The 19,957-nt window shown below is 65.7% G+C and carries 21 protein-coding genes; 3 read left to right on the top strand and 18 right to left on the bottom strand.

The features are described 5' to 3' along the window. Positions 1-47 precede the first annotated feature (47 nt). From HWY05_RS08295 to HWY05_RS08285, 3 genes are all read right to left on the bottom strand, one after another. Entirely contained in the window at positions 48-983 is a 936-nt protein-coding gene (locus tag HWY05_RS08295) for an anti-sigma factor (protein ID WP_176058016.1), read from the bottom strand. Next, a complete protein-coding gene (locus tag HWY05_RS08290; RefSeq protein ID WP_035550821.1) occupies positions 983-1,513 on the bottom strand; it encodes a sigma-70 family RNA polymerase sigma factor in 531 nt (176 codons plus the stop codon). Before HWY05_RS08290 ends, HWY05_RS08295 begins: the two co-directional genes overlap by 1 nt. 139 nt (positions 1,514-1,652) lie before the next feature. Continuing rightward, positions 1,653-1,793: a hypothetical protein gene (locus HWY05_RS08285; protein WP_176058015.1), complete on the bottom strand. Its 141-nt coding sequence runs from the start codon at positions 1,791-1,793 to the stop codon at positions 1,653-1,655. Positions 1,794-2,141: 348 nt separating this feature from the next. Here HWY05_RS08285 and hfq point away from each other — a divergent pair, with 348 nt between their 5' ends. Further along, positions 2,142-2,681: an RNA chaperone Hfq gene (hfq, locus tag HWY05_RS08280; RefSeq protein ID WP_035550824.1), complete on the top strand. Its 540-nt coding sequence runs from the start codon at positions 2,142-2,144 to the stop codon at positions 2,679-2,681. A 20-nt stretch (positions 2,682-2,701) separates the two neighbouring features. Here hfq and HWY05_RS08275 read toward each other — a convergent pair whose 3' ends face one another. Further along, on the bottom strand, positions 2,702-2,929 hold the full coding sequence (locus tag HWY05_RS08275; protein ID WP_035550827.1) for a hypothetical protein: 228 nt from the start codon (positions 2,927-2,929) through the stop codon (positions 2,702-2,704). A 353-nt stretch (positions 2,930-3,282) separates the two neighbouring features. On the opposite strand from HWY05_RS08275, the gene HWY05_RS08270 reads away from it, so the two are divergent. Then, positions 3,283-3,471 carry a hypothetical protein gene (locus tag HWY05_RS08270; RefSeq protein ID WP_176058014.1) on the top strand — a complete coding sequence of 63 codons (189 nt, stop codon included), beginning with the start codon at positions 3,283-3,285 and terminating at the stop codon, positions 3,469-3,471. Between the two features lie 214 nt (positions 3,472-3,685). Here the strand turns inward: HWY05_RS08270 and HWY05_RS08265 are convergent, their stop codons facing one another. The 14 genes from HWY05_RS08265 to HWY05_RS08200 form a co-directional block, all read right to left on the bottom strand. Then, positions 3,686-4,414, bottom strand: a complete 729-nt coding sequence (locus tag HWY05_RS08265; RefSeq protein WP_035550835.1) for a DUF2968 domain-containing protein — start codon at positions 4,412-4,414, stop codon at positions 3,686-3,688. 47 nt (positions 4,415-4,461) lie between these two features. Beyond that, on the bottom strand, positions 4,462-5,853 hold the full coding sequence (locus HWY05_RS08260; RefSeq protein WP_035550837.1) for a sigma-54 dependent transcriptional regulator: 1,392 nt from the start codon (positions 5,851-5,853) through the stop codon (positions 4,462-4,464). 10 nt (positions 5,854-5,863) lie between these two features. Then, on the bottom strand, positions 5,864-7,579 hold the full coding sequence (locus HWY05_RS08255) for a TadG family pilus assembly protein (RefSeq protein ID WP_231584929.1): 1,716 nt from the start codon (positions 7,577-7,579) through the stop codon (positions 5,864-5,866). A gap of 79 nt (positions 7,580-7,658) precedes the next feature. After that, the gene (locus tag HWY05_RS08250) at positions 7,659-8,060 is read right to left on the bottom strand and encodes a DUF3613 domain-containing protein (RefSeq protein ID WP_244146553.1); all 402 of its coding nucleotides are present in this window, start codon (positions 8,058-8,060) and stop codon (positions 7,659-7,661) included. 58 nt (positions 8,061-8,118) lie between these two features. Next, the gene (locus tag HWY05_RS08245) at positions 8,119-8,970 is read right to left on the bottom strand and encodes a tetratricopeptide repeat protein (RefSeq protein WP_176058012.1); all 852 of its coding nucleotides are present in this window, start codon (positions 8,968-8,970) and stop codon (positions 8,119-8,121) included. Between the two features lie 10 nt (positions 8,971-8,980). After that, entirely contained in the window at positions 8,981-9,991 is a 1,011-nt protein-coding gene (locus HWY05_RS08240; protein WP_035550850.1) for a type II secretion system F family protein, read from the bottom strand. 2 nt (positions 9,992-9,993) lie between these two features. After that, positions 9,994-11,013 (bottom strand): type II secretion system F family protein, encoded by a 1,020-nt coding sequence (locus tag HWY05_RS08235; RefSeq protein ID WP_176058011.1) that lies wholly within the window; start codon positions 11,011-11,013, stop codon positions 9,994-9,996. Next, entirely contained in the window at positions 11,006-12,379 is a 1,374-nt protein-coding gene (locus HWY05_RS08230; protein WP_035550855.1) for a CpaF family protein, read from the bottom strand. The genes HWY05_RS08235 and HWY05_RS08230 overlap by 8 nt, the downstream gene beginning before the upstream one ends. A gap of 3 nt (positions 12,380-12,382) precedes the next feature. Beyond that, positions 12,383-13,624: a fimbrial protein gene (locus HWY05_RS08225; protein WP_176058010.1), complete on the bottom strand. Its 1,242-nt coding sequence runs from the start codon at positions 13,622-13,624 to the stop codon at positions 12,383-12,385. A gap of 132 nt (positions 13,625-13,756) precedes the next feature. Then, complete coding sequence (locus tag HWY05_RS08220; RefSeq protein WP_244146586.1) at positions 13,757-15,046, bottom strand: type II and III secretion system protein family protein; 1,290 nt, start codon at positions 15,044-15,046, stop codon at positions 13,757-13,759. A gap of 154 nt (positions 15,047-15,200) precedes the next feature. Then, entirely contained in the window at positions 15,201-16,148 is a 948-nt protein-coding gene (gene cpaB / locus HWY05_RS08215; RefSeq protein ID WP_176058008.1) for a Flp pilus assembly protein CpaB, read from the bottom strand. A gap of 115 nt (positions 16,149-16,263) precedes the next feature. Continuing rightward, positions 16,264-16,692 carry a TadE/TadG family type IV pilus assembly protein gene (locus HWY05_RS08210; RefSeq protein WP_244146552.1) on the bottom strand — a complete coding sequence of 143 codons (429 nt, stop codon included), beginning with the start codon at positions 16,690-16,692 and terminating at the stop codon, positions 16,264-16,266. Between the two features lie 89 nt (positions 16,693-16,781). Next, positions 16,782-17,282: a prepilin peptidase gene (locus tag HWY05_RS08205; RefSeq protein WP_176058006.1), complete on the bottom strand. Its 501-nt coding sequence runs from the start codon at positions 17,280-17,282 to the stop codon at positions 16,782-16,784. A 137-nt stretch (positions 17,283-17,419) separates the two neighbouring features. Beyond that, positions 17,420-17,596, bottom strand: coding sequence for a Flp family type IVb pilin (locus HWY05_RS08200; RefSeq protein ID WP_176058005.1), 177 nt, complete (start codon positions 17,594-17,596; stop codon positions 17,420-17,422). A 658-nt stretch (positions 17,597-18,254) separates the two neighbouring features. Between HWY05_RS08200 and HWY05_RS08195 the strand changes: the two genes are divergently transcribed. Next, a complete protein-coding gene (locus HWY05_RS08195) occupies positions 18,255-19,766 on the top strand; it encodes a collagen-like triple helix repeat-containing protein (protein WP_176058004.1) in 1,512 nt (503 codons plus the stop codon). Positions 19,767-19,957: the final 191 nt, after the last annotated feature.

Raw genomic sequence — 19,957 nt, 5'->3', positions numbered from 1 at the left:
CAAGACTCATCGCAACACGCGGTGCGCGGGCACGGCGGGTTGCAAAGTCACTGCCACGTCTCCGGTTTGCCGCCGAGCGCGCTGCATACGTCGACGGCAATGGAGCGCAGCTTGCCCTCCGCGATCGGCCCAGACAATGCGTAGCCCATGCCGTCGCTGATCCAGTAGAAGGTGCGACGGTTGCCGTCGCGGAACAGGCGGAACACGGTTTCGTCGCGTGCGGTGCCGGTCACGTACAGCGTGAGCCGCGCGCCGCCGGCGTTCTCGTACATGAACTGCGCGGCCGGCCCCGCTTCGCCGGGCAACAGACGCCCACCCACGAGCGAATAACCGTACTCCTGCAACGACGGCACCGACAACGGCCGGTTCAGGCGTTTGGAGAGCCAGTTGATCAGATGCTCTTCGTCGCTCGCGGCCACTTCCACCGGATGACGCCGCTCCGGCGTGTACACCGCATAGGCGACATCCGCCCGCTCGGCGAAGCTCGGCGGCTGGCCGCCCAGACCGCCCCACGCGCCGCCTGTCAGGCGCGGCGCGAGCGGCCCCAAAGCCAGCGCGATTCCGGCACCGGCGACGAGCCAGCACGCCGCGATACCGACGCGTTGCCACCATGGCGCCGCACGGCGCACGACGATGAAAGTCGGTTCCGGTGTAGCGTTGGCATGACCGTTATATTCGCGGCGGTCGCGGTCGCGGTCGCGGTCAGCGCGGTCCCCATGCTCGCTACGCTCACCCTGTTCGGCGCGGTCGCTACGTTCGCCGCGCGCGTCATATTCACCCCGCAGCGGCGCACCGCACAGCACCCGCAGCGCGGCCTTCTGCGCGCGCCACGCCGCGACCCGTGCGGCGGCCTGCGGATGCTGCTCGAGTTTCGCTTCGAGCGCGGCGCGTTCGGCGGCCGGCAATTCATCGTCGACCCATGCCGACAGCGCTCGCAGATCGAGCCCGTCGGGCAAGCCGGCTTCGTGGTCGTCGTTATTCATCACGGATTTCTCACCACTTTCAACGGCGGAGTTTTGCGCGCCGACTCCTGCGCCGGCCCTTCCGTCAACAACACGCGCAAATGCTCACGCGCACGCGAGAGCCGCGACATCACCGTGCCGACCGGCACGCCGAGCGCACGCGACGCTTCCTGATAAGACAGTTCCTCCACCCCAACCAGCAACAACACCTCACGCTGCTCGAGCGGCAGGCAGTACAACGCGCGCTGCAAATCGCGCAGTACCAGACCGTCCACCTCGCCCTGCGGCGCTTCGAGAGTACGCCACGGCGCGCTGTCGTCGTCGACGGTAATCTCGCGGCGCCCGCGCAGCTGATCGATATACAGATGCCGCAAAATCGTGAGAAGCCACGCGCGCAGATTGCTGTTCGGACGGAACGCGGTCCAACGGGCGAGCGCACGCTCCGCCGTATCCTGCACGAGGTCGTCGGCCCATGCGCTGTCGCCCGTCAGTGCGCGCGCGTAGCGACGCAACTGCGGCAGCCAGGAGATCACTTCCGCTTCGAAGTTCATCCAGTCAGCGACGCTCCCAGGAAAATGCCGGGCCGCGCCAGGTTGGACGGGCTCCGCCCGGAGGAACTCGCGCGACATGGCAGGTTCGGGGGCACTTGCAATACTTGCAACGCTCGTTGCACTTGTGGCACTCGTTGCATCAATACCCGCCGCTGCTGCCGTTGCCGCTGCTGCTCGACGCACCGGTGTCGGTCGCCGAGGTACAGGCGCTCGTCGCGAGCGAACCTAGCGCAAGCGCGAGCACCACGAAGATGGCGGAAAGAACGCGGGACGATTTCATGTTGAGTCTCCTCACTGCCGGCGACATGCGTCAGCCTGGCATCCAGTCGGCCTCGCGCACAATGCGTCGCTGCCCTTCCTGTCATAACGCAGACGAGCGACGATTTATTCCGTTCGCGGCGTCGTCACGCGCTATCTTTTTTCCGCCATCGACGCCCCGAACGCGCGGGCATGGCGGAACAATGCGCCATTCATCGGCAGATTCGTAACGCAACGTTACAGCCAGGCGTTAACGGATGCTTATGTGCGCACAAGCCGTTATAGTGAAGGCAGTTCGCCCGTCGACGCGTTCCGCCCCCACACAGGGTAGAATCGCGGCGAACAACCGTTTTTCTAACCTGAATTGTCCATGGCTTCCGCAGAATCGCACCCGCAAAACGACTTCATGAACGCAGCGCGCAAAGAACGAAAGCGCGTCGAGATTTATCTCGTCAACGGCATTCGCCTGACGGGGTGCATCGAGTCGTTCGATCAGTACCTGGTGATGCTGCGCACGCCTGTCGGCCTGCAAGGCATCTACAAGCGCGCGATCTCGACGATCCAGCTCGACACCGGCACACGTCCGGCGCCGCGCACGGGGCGCCCGTCACATGGCGAGCACACCACGCGGGGTCCGCACGGCTCGCGTGAGCCGCGTGACCATCGCGAGCCGCGCGAACCGCGTGAACCCCGCGAGTCGTATGGCGCACCGTCATCCGACCGTCCCGCACCCGACCGCAGCAGCGGCAGCACGTCAGACGGCCCCGTGGTCGTCACGCGCCGCCGGCGTCTGTTCGGCACGGGCGGTGGCGACGGCGGCAGCCACGGCGGCGGCAATCATGGCGGTCATAGCGGCAACAGTGGTAATGGCGGCAATGGTGGTAACGGCAACAACGGCGGCAGCGAGTAAGCAGCCGCTTCGGCGCTCGGCTATTCCGTAGGATGGCCGAGCCGCATCAAGATTTTCTCCAGACGCACTAGCTGCTGCTCTGTCAGTTCGAATCCACTCTTGACCGCCATCACGCGGCGGCGCCAATAACCGGCGTCCAGCATGCGTAGCGCCGGTTGCCGCGTGGCCCAATCCAGATGTTCCAGTTCTGCTTCCACGACGTGCAACGCGTTGAAGCGCGGCCCGCTCGCAGTTTTTTTCCGGTCCATGTTATTCGCTGCCTGGTGATTCGCGAGGGTCCGCGGGTGTCAGCCCGCGTCCCTACCGAATTGGACACTGCCGGTTGACGTCGTGCGACAGGGTGTGAGCGCCGGCCCACGCGGCCGGTGAATGTCGCGGCCCCTTGCTTGCCGTTTATGCCGGACAGCGACACACGGAAAACGAGTTGATGCCGGATGATTTGAAGTGTTGTTTGGCGTCGATTTCGGCGAGTGGTTTTTTGCGCGCCGCGATTGAACGGGGATGCTTGCCGTGTGCGACGCCTTAGGCCGTTCGGCCGATGCTCGTCGACGGCCGCCATGCGCTATGCTGGGGAACCGCCTCTCTTCGAATGGAGCCTGTCATGACCAGCAAGAAGCACCCCGCGGCTCATCCCGCGCAAGCAGAACCGCCCGTGGAGTCCGACGACAGCCGCCTCGACGAGGCGCTCGACGAAAGCTTTCCCGCCAGCGACCCGATCGCCGTCGACACAACCGATCCGCATCGCTCGTCGGAAAAAGAAACGTCTTCGCAGGGAAAGAAGCAGCATTAGCGATACGCCGCCGCAGCGCGCGGCTGCCGAGGGCGATGCCGATGCCGAAGGCGACCCACAATGAATCAGGCGGCCCGCAAGCCGCCTGATTATGTCTGTATAGATAACGGCTCGAAGACAACGATAAGGCGGTCGACCCGCCCCATCCTCAAGCAAACCACGCAGCGCCATTCACACTGCATTACCGGTCCGCGAGGCCTTCAAACCATCGCACTCAGTGCGACGGCAAGCCGCTTTCCAGTTGACGCTGCAGATCGCGCACCTGGCGTTGCGCGGCGCGCAACTGGTCTTGCGCGGCAGCCTTCTGCTGTGCCAGCGCCGATGCTTCGGCACGGCTCTGTTGCTGCTGGCTCGCCACGATGCTCTGCTGCTGACGCGCGACGTCGAGATCGGCCTGCAGACGATTCGCGCGATCTTGCGACAGCGCGATCATGCGCTCCGTGAAGGCTTTCTGCGCTTCGAGCTGCGTGCGGCGAATTTCGACGTCGGACAGTTGCATCGTCTGGCGCACGAAATCCTTATAGATCATGTCGGCCCGCGTGGCGTCCTGCGTCTTGATGACGCGCCAGAAATTCTTCTGTTGGAACAACGCCACGTAGTACGTCATCTCCTTGCCATAAAACAGCAGGCTCGCCCCGTAGCTGCCGTTGTACGTGGTGCGCAACTCCGCCAGATCCGCGCCGTGGATCATCTGCTGCAATTCCGCGACATTCCCCGCGGCGGATTGCTTCGCCTCGTCCGGCGTCAAAGCGGTGGTCTGGGCCGCTCCGGCTTGCGTAGTGGCCGGCAACGCGGTCGTCGTGGCCGGCTGGGAAACGACGCCAGCACCGCCGCCAGCGCTTGCGCTGCTGTCCGGCAAAGCCTGCGCATAGACGCCTTGCACGGCCCCCAACGCGATGAAAGCGGCCAGGGTGATCTGTCGTAGTTTCGACTTGTGGTCCATGTAATTCCTGCTTAAACAGTTTTTGTTTTAGTACAACCGTCTCATTATTACTCACTTTCGCGGGTTTCGGGCTCTTCGTCGAAAATTTGGTACTTGCGCATCTTCTCCCATAAAACCTTACGACTGATGCCCAGATAGAGCGCCGTATCCTGGCGACGCCAACCGTTTGCGTCGAGCGCGGCGAGCACGCGGTTGCGCTCCGCCATGTCCCATTTGCTGCGGTCCACCAGCACCTCGGCCGCGCTCTCGGCGGGCACCGGCTGCGTGCTGCGCGCCAGCGCCAGTAGCCGCTGCAGACGGGCCGCGTCCCACGCGCCAATCTGGCGCACCGTCACGCCGATCCGCTCGGCGAGATTGCGCAGCTCGCGCACGTTGCCGGGGAAGTAGGTGTCGGCAACGGCGTCGGCGAGCCAGTAAGGCAGATCGGGTAACGCCGACAGACGCTCGTTGCCGACCACCTGCGAAATGAACGCCTTGAAGATCGCGATCTTGTCGACCGCGCCGCGCTCTTCGAGCGACGGAATCTTCAACTCGATCACCGCCAGCCGGTAGTAGAGATCCGCGCGGAACGTGCCGTCCTTCACCAGTTGCGGCAGCACCTTGTTGCTGGCCGCCACCAGCCGGAAATCGAGCTTGACCGGCGTGGCCGAGCCGATCCGCGTGACCGCGCTGTCTTCGAGCACGCGCAGCAGCTTGACCTGCTGGTAGAGCGGCAAGTCGCCGATTTCGTCGAGGAACAGCGTGCCGCCGTCGGCCTGCTCGAAGTAGCCTTTATGCGCGACGACCGCCCCGGTGAACGAGCCTTTCGAGTGGCCGAAGAACAGCGATTCGAACAGGCCGTCCGGAATCGCGCCGCAGTTCACCGCGACGAACGGGCCCTGCCCGTAGCGGGTATGTTTTTCGTGCAGCAGTTGCGCGATGCGCTCCTTGCCGACGCCGGTCTCGCCATGCACCAGCACGCTCGTGTCGCAGTCGGCGAAGGTGTCGACCTCGTGCAGCAGCGCCTGCATGCACTCCGAGTTGGCGATCATCGCGTCGGATTCGTGCGTCTTGGCGCTGTGCGCGCGAATCTGCGCGACCAGCTTCATGACCATGCCGCGCAGTTCGGCGCAGGTGAAGTCGAGCGGCAGAATGTGCGAATACTCGGACGGGTAGCTGGACGGATCGTGGTCGCGCGGCGCGGCGCCGACCCACACGACCGGGATGCCGTGCGCGGCCTGCCAGTCGCGCAGGACCAGCGCGCCGCTGTCGATCACCGAGACACTGATGATTGCGAGCGATGGCCGCGACGCGGTCCGTTCAGGCGAAATCGCGACATCGTCCGCGCGGATCACTTCGACGTCGAAGCTCGCCATGCAGCGTGCGACCCGGTCGACGATATCGGCCTTGCCCTCCCAGACGTAGATATCGAGTTCCTCGATTTTGGCGGTGGTTCTCATCGTGAATAGGCTAGTTGACCAGTTGCGGGACGCCGCATGTCAGCGACATGTTGTGGACGGTGGCCGTGCCGATTTGCACGCCGAGCAGCGAGAGCGTCGGAATGAGCACAGTGTCGAGCAGGTTGAAGACAGGTTGCAGCACCGGTGTCAAGGAACTCGCCAAGTTGCCGACAATCGGGAGCGACGAGATATCGATCAGATTGTTTAAAAGCGACACCTTCAGCAGGGTGCCCAGACTGCCGAGCAATTGCGTGGTCAATACCGAACCATCGCTGCCGAGCGCGTTGGAGTTCGCACTCTGGCTGTAGTCGAAGCTACCCGACGAGCCATTGAATACCAGCGGCGTCGTCGTACCGGGATTAACCGGCAAGCGCACGTTGTTCAGGACGACATTGGCGACCTGCGCGGTGAGACCGAGGAACGTCGCCGTGACCGTCGCCACGTTGACCGGTTTACTACACGACGCATCGCCGGCAATACAGGCGTTCAGAATGCCCGGCGCCACCTGAATCGTCGCGGTGGTGGCCGCCTTGGTGCTTTCACAGTCGACCGGGTTCAACGTCGCCGTACCGGAGGCCACGCCCAACGTCACCACGAGCGGCGTATTCAGCGTGGCGATCGACGCCGATACCAGCGGCGGAAGACCCACCGTGAACGGCGGCAACAGCGCCGGTAGCAGATTGATGGTCACGTTCGCCACCGCCGTGCGCGCCATCGTGCGGCCCGTGGTCACACCATTGACGGTCGTCGTCCCGCCCTCGCCGACCGCCAGCACCGGCGGATTGATGATCTGCAACGAAATCCCCGCCACCCCGAGCAGCCCGGTCGTCACGTTGATCACCGGCCCCGTGCCGTTCGGATTGCTCTGCGCGATCTGCGCGGCGACCATCACCGCGTCGAGCGCGTCGATCGTCGCGGTTGCCGCGGCGTTCGGATTGGACAGACCCAGCGCAAGCAGTCCCGGCGCGCTCTGCCCGTTGTCCCCGATGGTGATGTTCTGTCCGCCCGGCACCGTGACGGCCAGCGTCTGCAGGATCGCGGCATTGACGGTATCGCCGCCCGCCTGCAACGCCTGGACCATCGCCAGCATCAACTGCTGATAAGTCACGGTGGTCGAGAGCAGGCCCTGCATCGACGAAGCACCCAGCGCCACCATCAGATCCGACAGCTTGATGGTCGCCCCCGCGAGACTCTGGAAATTACCCACGGTCAACGCCACACTGGTATTCAGCAAACCACCGAGAATCGCGTTGAGCAACGCCGACTGTTGCGTATTGATCGTGGCGATGCCGGTGCTGAGCGAGAACGCGTCGATGTTGGATGCCAGCGCGGTCGCCGTGGCCGCGACGGTGCGGTTCGGTCCGAGGAAAAAATACGGTATCACCTGGCTGGTTTGCACCTGAACCGCGTTCAATGGATTGCCGGTCGTGCCGAAGTAGGTACTGGTGCTGGTGTCCCAGCGTCCGCAGGTGGTGGCGATCGTCGTCGTGCCGCCGACGCTGAAGCCGTTGGCCGCCGCGTTCTGTTGCGCGGCGGTGGTGGCGGCCGTGCAGCCGCCTGACGAGCTGATCATCTGCACCGCCGCCAGCGCCGCCAGATCGGCCGTGCGCTGCAAGGACCGGCGCGCGAAATACACGTTGCCGACGTCCAGCACGCCGAGCGCCGCAATCGCCACGCTCAGCCAGATCACCGCGAGTACGGCGATCGAGCCACGTTGACCGTGCATGCGCGTGCCGGTGCGGCGCGGCGCACGCGGGCGCGCGCAGCGGTCGGGACGCGTCACGGACGACGGGCGGCCGCGCATGTCAGTTAGCGCCACCGCCGGTCACGCCGCCCGACCCGCTGCCGCCGCCACTGCCACCGCCGCTGCCGGTCGTGTTGAGCATCGAGCCGTAGAGATCGGGAATCTTGCTCTTGAACGATTCCATGTACCGCCGATAGGCGAGGCCGGCTTCCGCGCCGAGCATCGGCAGCGCCGGCGCCGCTTGCGCGTTGCTGCTCTGCAGGTCGAGCCACGTGCGCGTGCTATGCCCCACTTCGCTGGCGCGCACCGGTGGTTGCATCGTCTGAGAGGGCTGAACGGCCTGCGCTGCGTCGTCCGTCTGCGCAAGCGCACCGACCGAACCGCCGATCGACGCCGCCAGCGCGGCGCCCATGCCCAGCCGCCGCGCCACCCCACCCCATGTTCCTGTTTTGTTGTCTGTCATGTCCGCCCCCTGATTACCCAACCGGCATTCGTGCGACGCTCGCGTCGCCTTCGCCCGGTCACTGCGCGAACCGCTGCAGCAAACGCGGCGCCGGTTCGATACCCTGCACGCTCGCGACGGTCCCCATCTGTCCGGCTTGTGGCTGCGCCGGCGCTGACGCGCCGCGCGTCTGAGCCCGCCCGGCCGCCGCCACCTTCGCCGCGTCGCTGCGAATCGCAGCGCGCACGTCCGGCGTCAGTTTCTGCTGATTCATCACCGCCAGCGCCTGCCCCTGCTCGCCATTGGCGAGCAGATAGAGCACCACATTGCTGACGATCTTCGGATTGTTCTGATCGAGTTCCCCCGCTTTCATCAGCGGCACGCGCGCGCCATCCACATCGCCGTTACGCAGTCGCGCATAACCGAGGTCGGACAGCGTCACCGCGTCGGTCGGCTCCAGTTGCGACGCCTGCTCCAGCGCTTGCGCGGCGCGCGCGAAATCGCCGGCCGCACCGGCGATCAACCCCAGCCCCCGGTAGCCGCGCGCGGCCAACGGCGTCTTCAGCAGAAGACCGTATGCCTGCGCCGCCGCGTCCGGCTGATCGGTCATGCGTAACGCGTCGGCACGCAGCAGATGGCTGTCCGGACTCGCGCCGTACTGCTTTTCGTACGCGTCGATATGCGCGAGCGACGCGAAGTAGAGCCCTTGCGCCTGCATCTTGTCGATCAGGCCGAGATACACGCCGGGCGTGTCCGGCGCGGGATCGCGATTAGCTTGCTGCTGGGCCATCGCCGCGCGCTCGGCCTGCGGCCCGACGCCGTAACCCGTCAGCACTTGCGACGTGCAAGCGCCAAGCAGCATGCAAGCGGCGACAGCCGGCGCGTAACGCGACACACGCCGGGTGAAATCGAAAGGCAGACACTGAACCATGGAGCAATCCTTACTGATGCACCGAATGAAACGAACGCGTGACGGCCAGCACGCCAGGACCCGCCGTGACGATCATCAGCGCGGGCAACAGCGTCACGATCATCACGCCCGTCATCTTCACCGCGAGCCGGCCGATGCGTTCGCGCAGCATCGCGCGACGCGTTTCGCGCAGACGGTCGCCGAACTGCTTGAGCGGCTCCTGCACCGCACCGCCATGCCGGTCGACCTGCACCAGCAGACGGATGACCGCGCGCAGATCTTCGTTGTCGTAGCTGCTGGCCAGCCGGTTGAGCGACTGCTCGCGCGTGCGGCCCGTGGCGAATTGGCGCTGGGCGATCTCGAGCTCGTTCGAGAGCACCGGCAACACGCTGCGAAAATCGTTGACCATCACCTGCAAACTTTGATCGAGCGACAGACCCACGCCTTGCAGCAGCCGCAGCAAATCGACCAGCAGCGGCAACTCGTCGACCACGCGACGGCGGCGCTTGCCGGCGCGGCGCTTCAGCAGAATCTTCGGCAGCATGAAGCCCGCCATCATCGCGATGACCACCAGCACCACGTAGCGCGTGCCGTCCACCTGTCCGCGCGCCAGCGTACCGGCCACCACGGGCAACACCAGCGCGCCCAGCAAGCGCGACACCAGGAACAGGCCGCGCGTGCGCGTATCGACGAAACCGCACTGTTCGAGCAGGCGGCGATCTTCTTCAGCCACCACCTGGCGTCCGAACGGCGTATCGAGCCAGCGGATCCCCACATGCACGAGATGTTCGAACACGCCTTTGAAACCCGTCGGCCGCGCGGCGCGCACCGCCGTCTTCGACGCGGCGGGCGCGCCGTCCGTGGCGCGAGCCGCCGCGGCGGTCAGCGCCGCCGCCTGCAATGCGCGTTCGTCGAGCGCATGACCCAGGGTGCGTTCGGTGCGCCGCTGCGCGGCCACCCGCGCGAGCACCAGGCCGGCAACCAGCAGCAAGGCGAGCGCCGCGAGCGCCAGCGCGAGTGCGAACAGTTGATGGGCTTGCATCGTCAATCCCTCAGGCTCGCCATGCGGTACAGCAGCCAGGCGCCGACCACCTGCAACGCGAACGCCAGATAAACCAGTTGCCGCCCGCTCGGATCGAACCACATCGAAGCGAAATACGAGGGGTTGGAGACGATCAGAAAACCGCCGATGCCCACCGGCAACGCCCCCAGCACCCAGGACGACATCCGCGTTTCCGACGACATCGCCACGAGTTCCCGCTCGGCCTGTTCGAGATCGCGCATGAACGACGCCATCCGGTCGAGCATCACGTCGGCACGGCCGCCGTACTTCACCGACAGACGCAGCACGGAGCCCACCAGTTCGAGTTCGCGCACGCCGTAGATCAACGAAACCTGATACAGCGCGCGATCGATTTCGACGCCCGTGCGCAGCATCCGCGAGACGTTGTCGAGACATTCGCGCAACGGCGTTTCGGTGGTTTGCAGCGCGGCCTGGAACGCGGCCGGCACGCTATTGCCGAGCGTGATCAGACGCACGATGCCGTCGAGAAACAGCGGCAATTGCCGCACGATCAACTGGCGACGCTTGTTCACGCGCATCGTCAGGAAAAAATACATCAACAGGCAGCACATCGCGAAAACCACGAGCGCGGCGAGCACGCCACGGGCGAGTCCCGCCCAGCCGCACAACAGCAGCACGATCGCCCCGCTGGTGGCGAACGGCCGTTTGGCGTCGACGATACCCGCACGCTCCAGCATGTGGCGCAGCATGAAGCGCGCGCGCGCCAGCAGGTAGCGGCAGGAAGCCAGCCAGCCCGCGTCGGCGGGCGGCGCTTGTGGCGCGATCGCGACCTGCGCCGCGACACGGGCGGGTGCGACACGCGGGCCGCCGGCGAGGCCGGCCGGTCCCGCGGCGCCCGGCATGGCCGCCGCCATCCGGCTATCGATAAAACGTTCGGTGCTCACCTGGCCTTTGCGTTGCGCGCTGCGTTGCCACAGCAGCAACGCGAGCGCCGCGCACAGGAGCGCGAGCGCCGCAACGACCAGCACCGCGCTAGACATTGAAGCCTCCGCTACCGCCGCCAAAACCACCGCCGCCAAAGCCCGCATTGCCGAACGCATTACCGCGCGGCTCACCGCCACTCAACGCCTGACGGAACCGCACCAGCTTCGGCGAATGCGGATGAATGCCGAGCGATACCCAGTTGTCCAGCTCGTCGCCCTCGGCGGTCATGACCGGCTCGTAGCGATACAACTCCTGGGTTGCGATGATGTTGTCCGACAGCCCGGTGACTTCGGTGATCGACAGAATCCGCCGCCGGCCATTCGAGAGCCGGCCGATCTGCACGATGAAGTCGACCGCGTTGGCGATCTGTCGGCGCAAGCTCGACTCGGTGCCCTGGAAGCCCGCGAAGCCGGCCAGCATTTCGAGCCGGTACAGACATTCGCGCGGCGAGCTGGCGTGCACGGTGCCCATCGAACCGTCATGGCCGGTGTTCATCGCCTGCAGCATTTCGAGCACCTCGCCGCCGCGCACTTCGCCGACGATGATGCGGTCCGGCCGCATCCGCAGCGTATTGCGCAGCAGGTCGCGAATCGTCACCACGCCCGCGCCGTCGAAACCGCCCGGCCGGCTTTCGAGCCGCACCACATGCGGATGGTTCAGCGACAGTTCCGCCGTGTCCTCGATCGTCACGACCCGCTCCGGCTCGGGAATATGAAACGCCAGCGCGTTCAGCAGCGAGGTCTTGCCCGAACTGGTGCCGCCCGACACCAGCACGTTGCAGCGCGCCGCCACCGCCGCTTCGAGCAGCGCGCCGATTTCGTCGTTGTAGGTGCCGTTGGCGAGCAGGTCGTCCGGCCGCATCGGATCTTTACGGAATTTCCGGATCGACACGATCGGGCCGTCGATCGACAGCGGCTCGATCACCACGTTGACCCGGCCGCCGTTCGGCAGACGCGCGTCGACCATCGGGTTCGACTCGTCCAGACGCCGCCCGATCGGCGCGAGAATGCGGCGGATGATCCGCAGCAGATGCGCGTTGTCGGCAAAGCGCACCTGGATGCGCGTGAGAATGCCGTGCCGCGATACGTACACGTCGTTGTAGCCGTTGATCAGAATATCTTCGACGGCCGGATCGGCGAGCAGGTCCTCGATCGGCCCAAAGCCCGCCAGCTCTTTCGTCAGCGCCTCGGCGATCAGGCGCACTTCGCTCTCGTTGATCGGAATCCGGCGCAGCCTGACGAAGCTGTCCATTTCCAGATCGACGAACTGGTTGATCGCGTTACGCGACCAGCGGCCGAACTCCGAGCCGAGTTCCTCGATACGCGTCAACAGATGTTCGTGCGCAGCGTTCTTGATGTCCTGGAACTGCTGGCTGTGCGCGAACGAAGGCGCGTCGTCGGCAAATTCGATCTCTTTTGCCATCGTCTATGACCGCTTGTGAGTGGTTGGGATGAAACGCTTGAGCGCGCCAAGCGCCGATTTACCGTGCGCCTGCGCGGCCGCGCGCTGCGCGCCGCCAAGACGCTCGATCAACGGTTCGAGCGCGCGCGCATACGGATCGCGCGCGGCGGCGTCGACCAGCAGATGCCCCTGGTTGACCGCCTGACCGAGCGCGACGCGCCGCTCCGGCAAGGTGGCGAGCAACGGAATATCCAGACGCTGCGCGATCTGCGCGGCGGCCAGGCCGAGATCGGCGTCGAACTTGTTGACGATCAGGCGCACGTTCGCGGTATCCACGCCCTCCTCGCGCAGCGCGTCGAGCACGCCGACGGCCGACACGATCGACGCGACGCCCTGGTCGCACAGCAGCCAGGTTTCATCCGCGGCCTGCACCACGTGCGCGATGAATTCGCTATTGGCAAAACCGCCGAGGTCGATGATCTGCTGATCGAAGAACGCCCGCAGCCGGTTCAGCAAACCGATCGACGACGAGTACGACACCTCGCGCATGTCGGCCAGGTTCGGCGGCAACGTGGTCAGCGCGAGGCCGCTCGCGTGATGCGACAGCGCGGTCGACACGAAGGTCTGATCGAAGCGGCGCAGATTGCGCACGGCTTCGACGAAATTGAATTCGCTGCGCGTGTTCAGCAGCAGCGAGCCGTCGCCGGCCGGCAGGCCGAGATCCAGCAACGCCGCCTGACGTCCCTGCGCGACGTCGCGCCGTTGCAGCATCACGGCGAGATTCGCGGCCAGCGTGCTGACGCCCATGCCGATGCGCGCGCCGAGCAGCGCGGTCACATGACCATGGCGGCTGACCGGCTCGACCTGGTTGTCGAGCACCTGGCGCGTGATGCGCAGCGCGTCTTCGGCCGGCGCGGACATATCGATGAAATCGCGTACGCCGGCGCGCAGCGCGGCCAGCGCGCTTTCGGGTTCGGCCAGCGTGCCGAGCGCGACGATCTGCATGCCCGGATAGGCGCTGCGCACCGCGCTTGCTGCCGCACTCGCCGCGGCCGCGCGGCCACCTGAAAAGTCGACGAACACCAGCGACGCATTGAGCGTCGCGATGCGCTGCATCAGCATGGTCGGATCGAGCGTGGCGGACTCGACCACGCCGGCGCCTACCAGCGTATCGGTAAGCCAGTGCACGTGTCCGTCGGTGAGCGACGCGAACACGAAATAGTCGGTGACCGCCCGTTCAGTCAATGAATGCGTTCTCGCGTTCATGGGGAACATCCTCATGCGGCATGGGCTGCAAGGCCGCCGCTTCGTCCTGCCCGCCGGCGGACGTGCGCTGATCGCACGTCCTGCGGCTTGCTGCTTCAATCCACCGGCGCGGCGCCCGCGCGAGCGCCGCGTTCATTTCGAAAAGCCGGGCGCGGCGTCGCGTGCCGCCACGCCGCCGATCAACGAACGCCACACCGGCGCGTCGCGCTGTTCGGACTGCTCGCCCGGCGTCGACGGCAAGGTTGCGCCCTTGGCAAGCGGCGACACCAGATGCGGCGTCACGATGATCACCAGCTCCTTCTCGTTCTGCTGGTAGTTCAACTGCTTGAAGAACGTGCCGATCACCGGCAGATCGCCGAGCAAAGGCACCTTCGACACGTTCGACGCCGTCTCGCGATCGATCAGCCCGCCGATCACGAAGCTCTCGCCGTCGCCGAGTTCGACGGTGGTGTCCGCGCGCCGCGTCGTGAACGCGGGCACCGACACACCGCTGATCGTCACCGCGTTCGTGAAGTCGAGCTGGCTCGCTTCCGGCGCGACCTTCAGCGCGATGCGCTGCGGACTCAGCACCGTCGGAGTCAACGTCAGCCCGACGCCGTAGGGCTTATAGACAATCGAGGTCGAACCCAGCGCCTGCGGCACCGGCACTGGGATCTCACCGCCGGCGAGAAAGCTCGCACTCTGGCCGGACAGCGCCACCAGCGTCGGCTCGGCCAGAATGCGCGCGAGGTTGTTGTTTTCCAGCAAGCTCAGATTCGCGAACAGCCCATGCGTGGCGGAGTTGAACAGCAGGTTGAACGCCGACGTGATGGGCGTCGTACTCGTCACCTGCGGTTGCTGCCCCGCCGTGGCCGACACCGAGGTCAGCGCCGACGGCGCGAACGAACCGAACGAAAAACCGTTGTTCTGCTTGAAGAAGTTGAAGCCCATTTCCTTGAGCACGGTGCGGCTGAACTCGACCACCCGGACATCGACCTGGACCACCGCGCGGCTCGCCACCATCGACGTATCGAACACCGAGCCGTCCTTGCCGAGCGAGCCCTCCGCCGCGACCACGGCGCGCTGATGCGCTTCCATCGTCGCCGCCGAACCGGCCACCACCGCGGTGCCGCCGAGCACCTTCAGGCTCGGCGTGTCAGGGCCGAGCAGCGATGCGGCCGCCGGGGTGATCACGTTGACCGTATAGGTCTGCGGCGCATCGCGATCGCGCTCCCACACCATCAGACTGGTGGTGCCCGCCGCCTTGCCGACCAGCAGCACGCCGCCGCGTTTCTCGCCCTTGATGATCAGCACGTCGGCCACCGCCGGATCGCCGATCGCCACCCGCTGCAACGCATGGCCGCCCGCGACCGAGCGCTGCGCGCCAACCGTCAGTTCGATGGTCGGCGCGGCCGCGCCCGGCAGCGGCGTCGCTGCCTGCATGGCCTGGCCCCGCTGTACCACCACCGGTCCGGCCGCGTCGGTCGCCACCGATATCGCCAGGAGCGTCAGCCCAAGGCAGGCGGTCATGCCAGATACAACAATCCGTTTTGTCATGTAGTCATGGACGAGTCAGGCCGCCCGCTCCCTAAACCGCTTACCAGGCGACCGTTTCGGCGCGCCCACCCCGTATCACTTCGATACCGCTCTTTGTAGTGTTCGTACTGGCCGTGACGCGTGTCGCCGGCAACGGCATATGCGACGGCAATGGCGGCAGCCGCGCGCCCGCCCCCGCCGGGCCGCTGCTGCCGGACAACGTATCGAGCGCCACGCCGGCCGCGGCGCGGGTCGAATCCTGCAACGGCTCCGCGCCCGCGCGCAGCGCGGTCTTCAGCACGCCTGGATAAGCCGGCAACGCGCTCTGATCGGCGACTTCGGGATCCTTGGGATTGCGCAACGCGAAGATCAGACGGCCGGCGCTTTCTGCGAGCATCAGACGATCGACGTCGGCCACCGGCACCGCCAGCACCGCGGTGCGCACCATGCCGTTGGGATCGCCCGCGCTGTCGCCGCTCGCGGTTGCGTTGCCGAACGTCAGCACGCGCACTTTCGACATCAACAGACGCGCCTGGGTACGGTCGATTTCGCCGTTGCCTCCCATCGAGCCGTCACGCTTGAGCGTAAAGAAAACGTCGACGAAATTGCCGGGCCGCAGCCGGTTGCCGACCGCATTGCTTTCGTCGACCCGCACGGCGAGAGCCCGCTCGCCTGGCTCGACGCGCTCGGCCAGTCCCGACGCCAACTGCGTGTCCAGAATCGGCGAATCCACGCCGATATCGGCGTTCGGCACGCGGCCGGTCAGTTGAGCGGGATCGGTGAACGTGCCGTTCGGATTGATCGGCAGCGACTGCACGCGCAGTTCGTCGGCCGTGATCGGCTTGCCGGCCGGCAGCACGCGGGTCGCCACGACCACCGCGAAGCTCGCTTGCGGCGCGGCCGTGACCGTGGTCGGCGGCGGCCGGCGCGACAACGTCCACGCGAGGATCCCCAGCAGCAACGCGAGCACGATCAGCACACCGGCGAGAATTTTGGTCAGATTCGGCATGAGAACTCGCTGCGTCGGTTGAACGATGCTTTGCCGTGCGAATAACCACGCGCGCGCTCGAACTCAGGCGCCTGCGCATGGGCAGCGACGGAAAGGCGTGGAGCCGGCGCGTGCGTCACTGGATATTCTCCGGATTGAGTTGAACGGTGGCGAGGCTGTTCAGCGCGCTGGGTAGCACGTTCTGCATGATCGGCAAGGCCGGCACGAGCGGCTTGCTCGCGTAGTTGTAGGTCAGCGCGATATTGATGCATTGCATCGCGTTGCCGGGCCCGCAAGGCGCGGAGGTCGGCGTGCAGGTGATGGCGGTTCCCGCCAGCTTGGCGAGCGCGGCAGTCAGCTGATTCGCCGCGGTACATGCGTTATTGCCGCGATTGGTCAGCGCGCTTTGCAGCGACGTGTTGCTGGTCCAGTTCAACGCGGCGCGCGCCCCTTCTTCGGCGGCCAGCGTCATGATTTGCTGGGCCATCATGATCAGACTGAAACTGACGATGGCATACAGCACCGTGAAGAACACCGGGAATATCAGCGCGAATTCGACGGTCATCGTGCCGCGCTGCGCCTGGCGCCGAGGCCGGGACAGACGAGCGCGTCGGGCCGCCGCTAGCGGAGCGCGAGCATGAAGGCGCCGCGGGTTCATCGCAGGCCTCCGCTCAGCGCCTGCAGCGTGAGCCAGCCGCTTGCCGCGACCGTCAGACACGCCGCAAAAGGCGTGGACGCTTTGCCCGCTACCTCGAAGGTCGGGCCGCTGTCGCGGCCGAGGTCGGCCAGTCGGGTGTGCGTCACCGTCAGCAACCATAGCGCATGAATGCCTGCGGCAAGACTCGCCGCCATCCACAAGCCGAGCAACGCATGCATACCGCACCACGCGCCCAGCGCCGCGAACACTTTGACGTCGCCCGCGCCCATTACCCCGAGTGCGAAAAACGGCAATAGCGCGACCAGCCCAATCAACGCGCCGATTAATGCCTGTGTAAGGGAAACACCGAATGGGCCGAATTGCCCGAGCGCGCAACCAAATGCCGCGACGAATCCGATCACGACAACGGAATTGGGAATACGTCGACGGCGATAGTCGCACACGGCGACCACCACGGCCCACGCTACAAATATCAGGATCCCGAGAAAAACTTTCATTTCGCACTCGACAGGCGAAGCAATGCCATGCGGATTGCTAAGCAATCCGCATCAGCCATAATGGCTATGGCATAAAAAGGCCGCGAAACGAGCGGACGCCGAATTGCCGGCTGTTCCGCGGGACTTTCAGCGTTGCTTTACGCCGACGGAACGGTTATTTGCGTGGCAATCGCTGCCAGCACCTTGTTGAGATTGCCGCCGATGGTCCCGACGCTGGCCGCGATGACCAGCACGATCAACCCCGCGATCAGCCCATATTCGATGGCCGTCACGCCCTTGTTATCTCTCAGGAAGCGTTGTGTGAACTTTTTCATTTTTACCCTCGGACTTCGTTTATTTCGTTTGTTTACCAGCTGCCTCGAACCGCGAATTCTTTAGCGCTACGGACCATTGAGCTCTCATTCATGGTCCGGTTTGTTGCGCCGCGGTAACACTCGCCTTGCAGCCTGCTTCAATAAAACGCGTCAGTGTCAGCTGTCTGTTCGATAACGCACCTCCGTCGCCAATCTCTACTGCTTTCGGGTTTTATAGCCGAACAATCTTATTTAAGCAATTGTCCGCTTCCCTGATCCCTATAGCCTATGCGTTTTAACGCTTCACACAGGTTAACGGCAGTTCGTGCGTTGCAGCACATAGTACTAACCATAAGTTAGATTCGCTGCACTAATTATTTGTTTGAACAGAACGTTTCAAGCGCGCCAGTCCCCGCTTTGCGCGTGCGTTACGCCGTACACCGTAACGGCGCGCGTGGCTCGTTACGTTACGCAACGTCGATTAATGCGTAATGCATCGCTTCAAATACCGTCTTTCTGATTTAGCGCCCACTCCATCAAAACATCGCAGAGCCGTATTGCGTATGGCTCGGCGGCATGTGCTGAAAAAAACCTGCGAATTGCTCAGGCGAAATGGCACGGCTCGTGCAGAGATAGGTACGCAGCAGCACCCAACAACCACATGCGATGCGAGGGCGACATGAACATTCAAACGACCAACACGACGGTACGGACCACCCTGATGGCGGCAAGCATTGCCGCGATGCTGACGCTGGCCGCCTGCGGCGGTTCCGGCAGCCTCAGTTCCGGCACCGGCAGCAACGGCAGCGGCTCCGCCGGCGGCACACTGTCCACCAGCGGCAGCGGCTCGATGGGCTCGGGCGGCTCCGGCACCAGCGGCACCTCGGGCACCACCGTCGGTTCGTCCGGCACGAGCGGCACGTCGGGCACCTCGGGCACCAGCGGCACGACGCCGGTTGCGAACGCGCTCGGCACGGTAGTGGACAACGGCGGCGGAATCATCGGCGATGCTGGTCAGACCGTGTCGAGCATCGGCAGCGTGATCGGCTCGCAAAACCTGCCGGGCGTCAGCTCGCAAACCACGCAAGCCGCCGACGGCATCGTGCAGCAAGTCGGCGCCGCGGTGTCGACGCTCGGCGGCGGCGTCTCGCAAGGCCTCGGTCAACTCGGCACCGGCAGCAACGCGGTCGGCACGACGGTGTCGAGCCTGGGCGGCGTCGTGGGTCATGTCGGCGGCGCGGTGACGGACGCCGGCAGCCTCGTGACGAGCCTCGGCAGCGGCCCGCTCGCGCCGTTGTCCGCGCTCACCTCGCCGCTCGGCGGCGTCGTCACGACGCTCGGCGGCGCGGTCACGAATGGCGGCAGCACGCTCACCAACGCACTCTCGACCGGCCCGGTCCAGCAAGTCACGCAGACCCTCAGCACCGCGATCACGCCGATCACGACGATGGTGGCGTCAACCACGCAAACGGTCGGCAACACCACCGGACTCGGCGCACCGCTGAACTCGCTGCTGTCGAAAGTGGGCGGCGGGCTCGGCACGGCCGGCGCGCTGTTGACCGCAACCGGCGGCAACCCGATCACGGCCGCGCTCGGCCATACGGTGACCGATACCGGCACCACGGTCGCATCGGTAGGCGGCCTGCTCACCGGCGGCAGCGGCGGCAACCCGCTCGCTCCGCTTACCAGCGTACTCGGTGGTTTGGGCGGCGGCACGGGCAGCGGCCCGCTCGCACCGCTTACCAGCGTACTCGGCGGTTTGAGCGGCGGCGCCGGCAGCGGCCCGCTCGCCCCGATCACCAGCGCCCTCGGCGGTTTGACCGGCGGCGCCGGTGGCAGCCCGCTCAGCGGCTTGACCGGCGCGCTCGGCGGCGCAAGCGGCGGCAGCAGCCCGCTCGCCCCCGTTACCGGCTTGCTGTCGAGCGTGACGAGCGGCCTGTCCGGCGCAGCCGGCGGCAGCAGCGGCCCGCTCGCTCCGGTCACCGGCCTGTTGTCGGGCGTCACCAACGCGCTCGGCGGCGTCGCCACCACGGCCGCCGCCACGCCGACCTCGACGACCAACTCCGCCACGACCAACTCCGGCGCCGGCCTGTCGCTGTCGAGCACCTCCGGCAAAGGATCGGGCAGCAACCCGCTGGCGCCGGTGACCTCGCTCGTCGGCGGACTGCTCGGCGGACTGGGTAAGAAGTAAGCCGCTGCCGCGCGATTCGCAGGCAGTCACACCGTACCGACAACACAAGCACTACAAGGAACGGCATACCGGAACGCGGCCCACCGGCCGCAGCCGGTTGCCCGACCTCGGCTGAACTGGGCCGCGCCGCTCAGAAACCCGTTGCAACGGCGCACTTGACCAACCGCACACACGACACACCTGGAAGACAC

The sequence above is a fragment of the Paraburkholderia sp. BCC1876 genome, assembly GCF_902833695.1.
In the GTDB taxonomy this organism is placed as follows: Bacteria; Pseudomonadota; Gammaproteobacteria; order Burkholderiales; family Burkholderiaceae; genus Paraburkholderia.
Note: the sequence above shows the minus strand (reverse complement) of the source record. Positions and strands in the feature narration are given on the sequence as shown.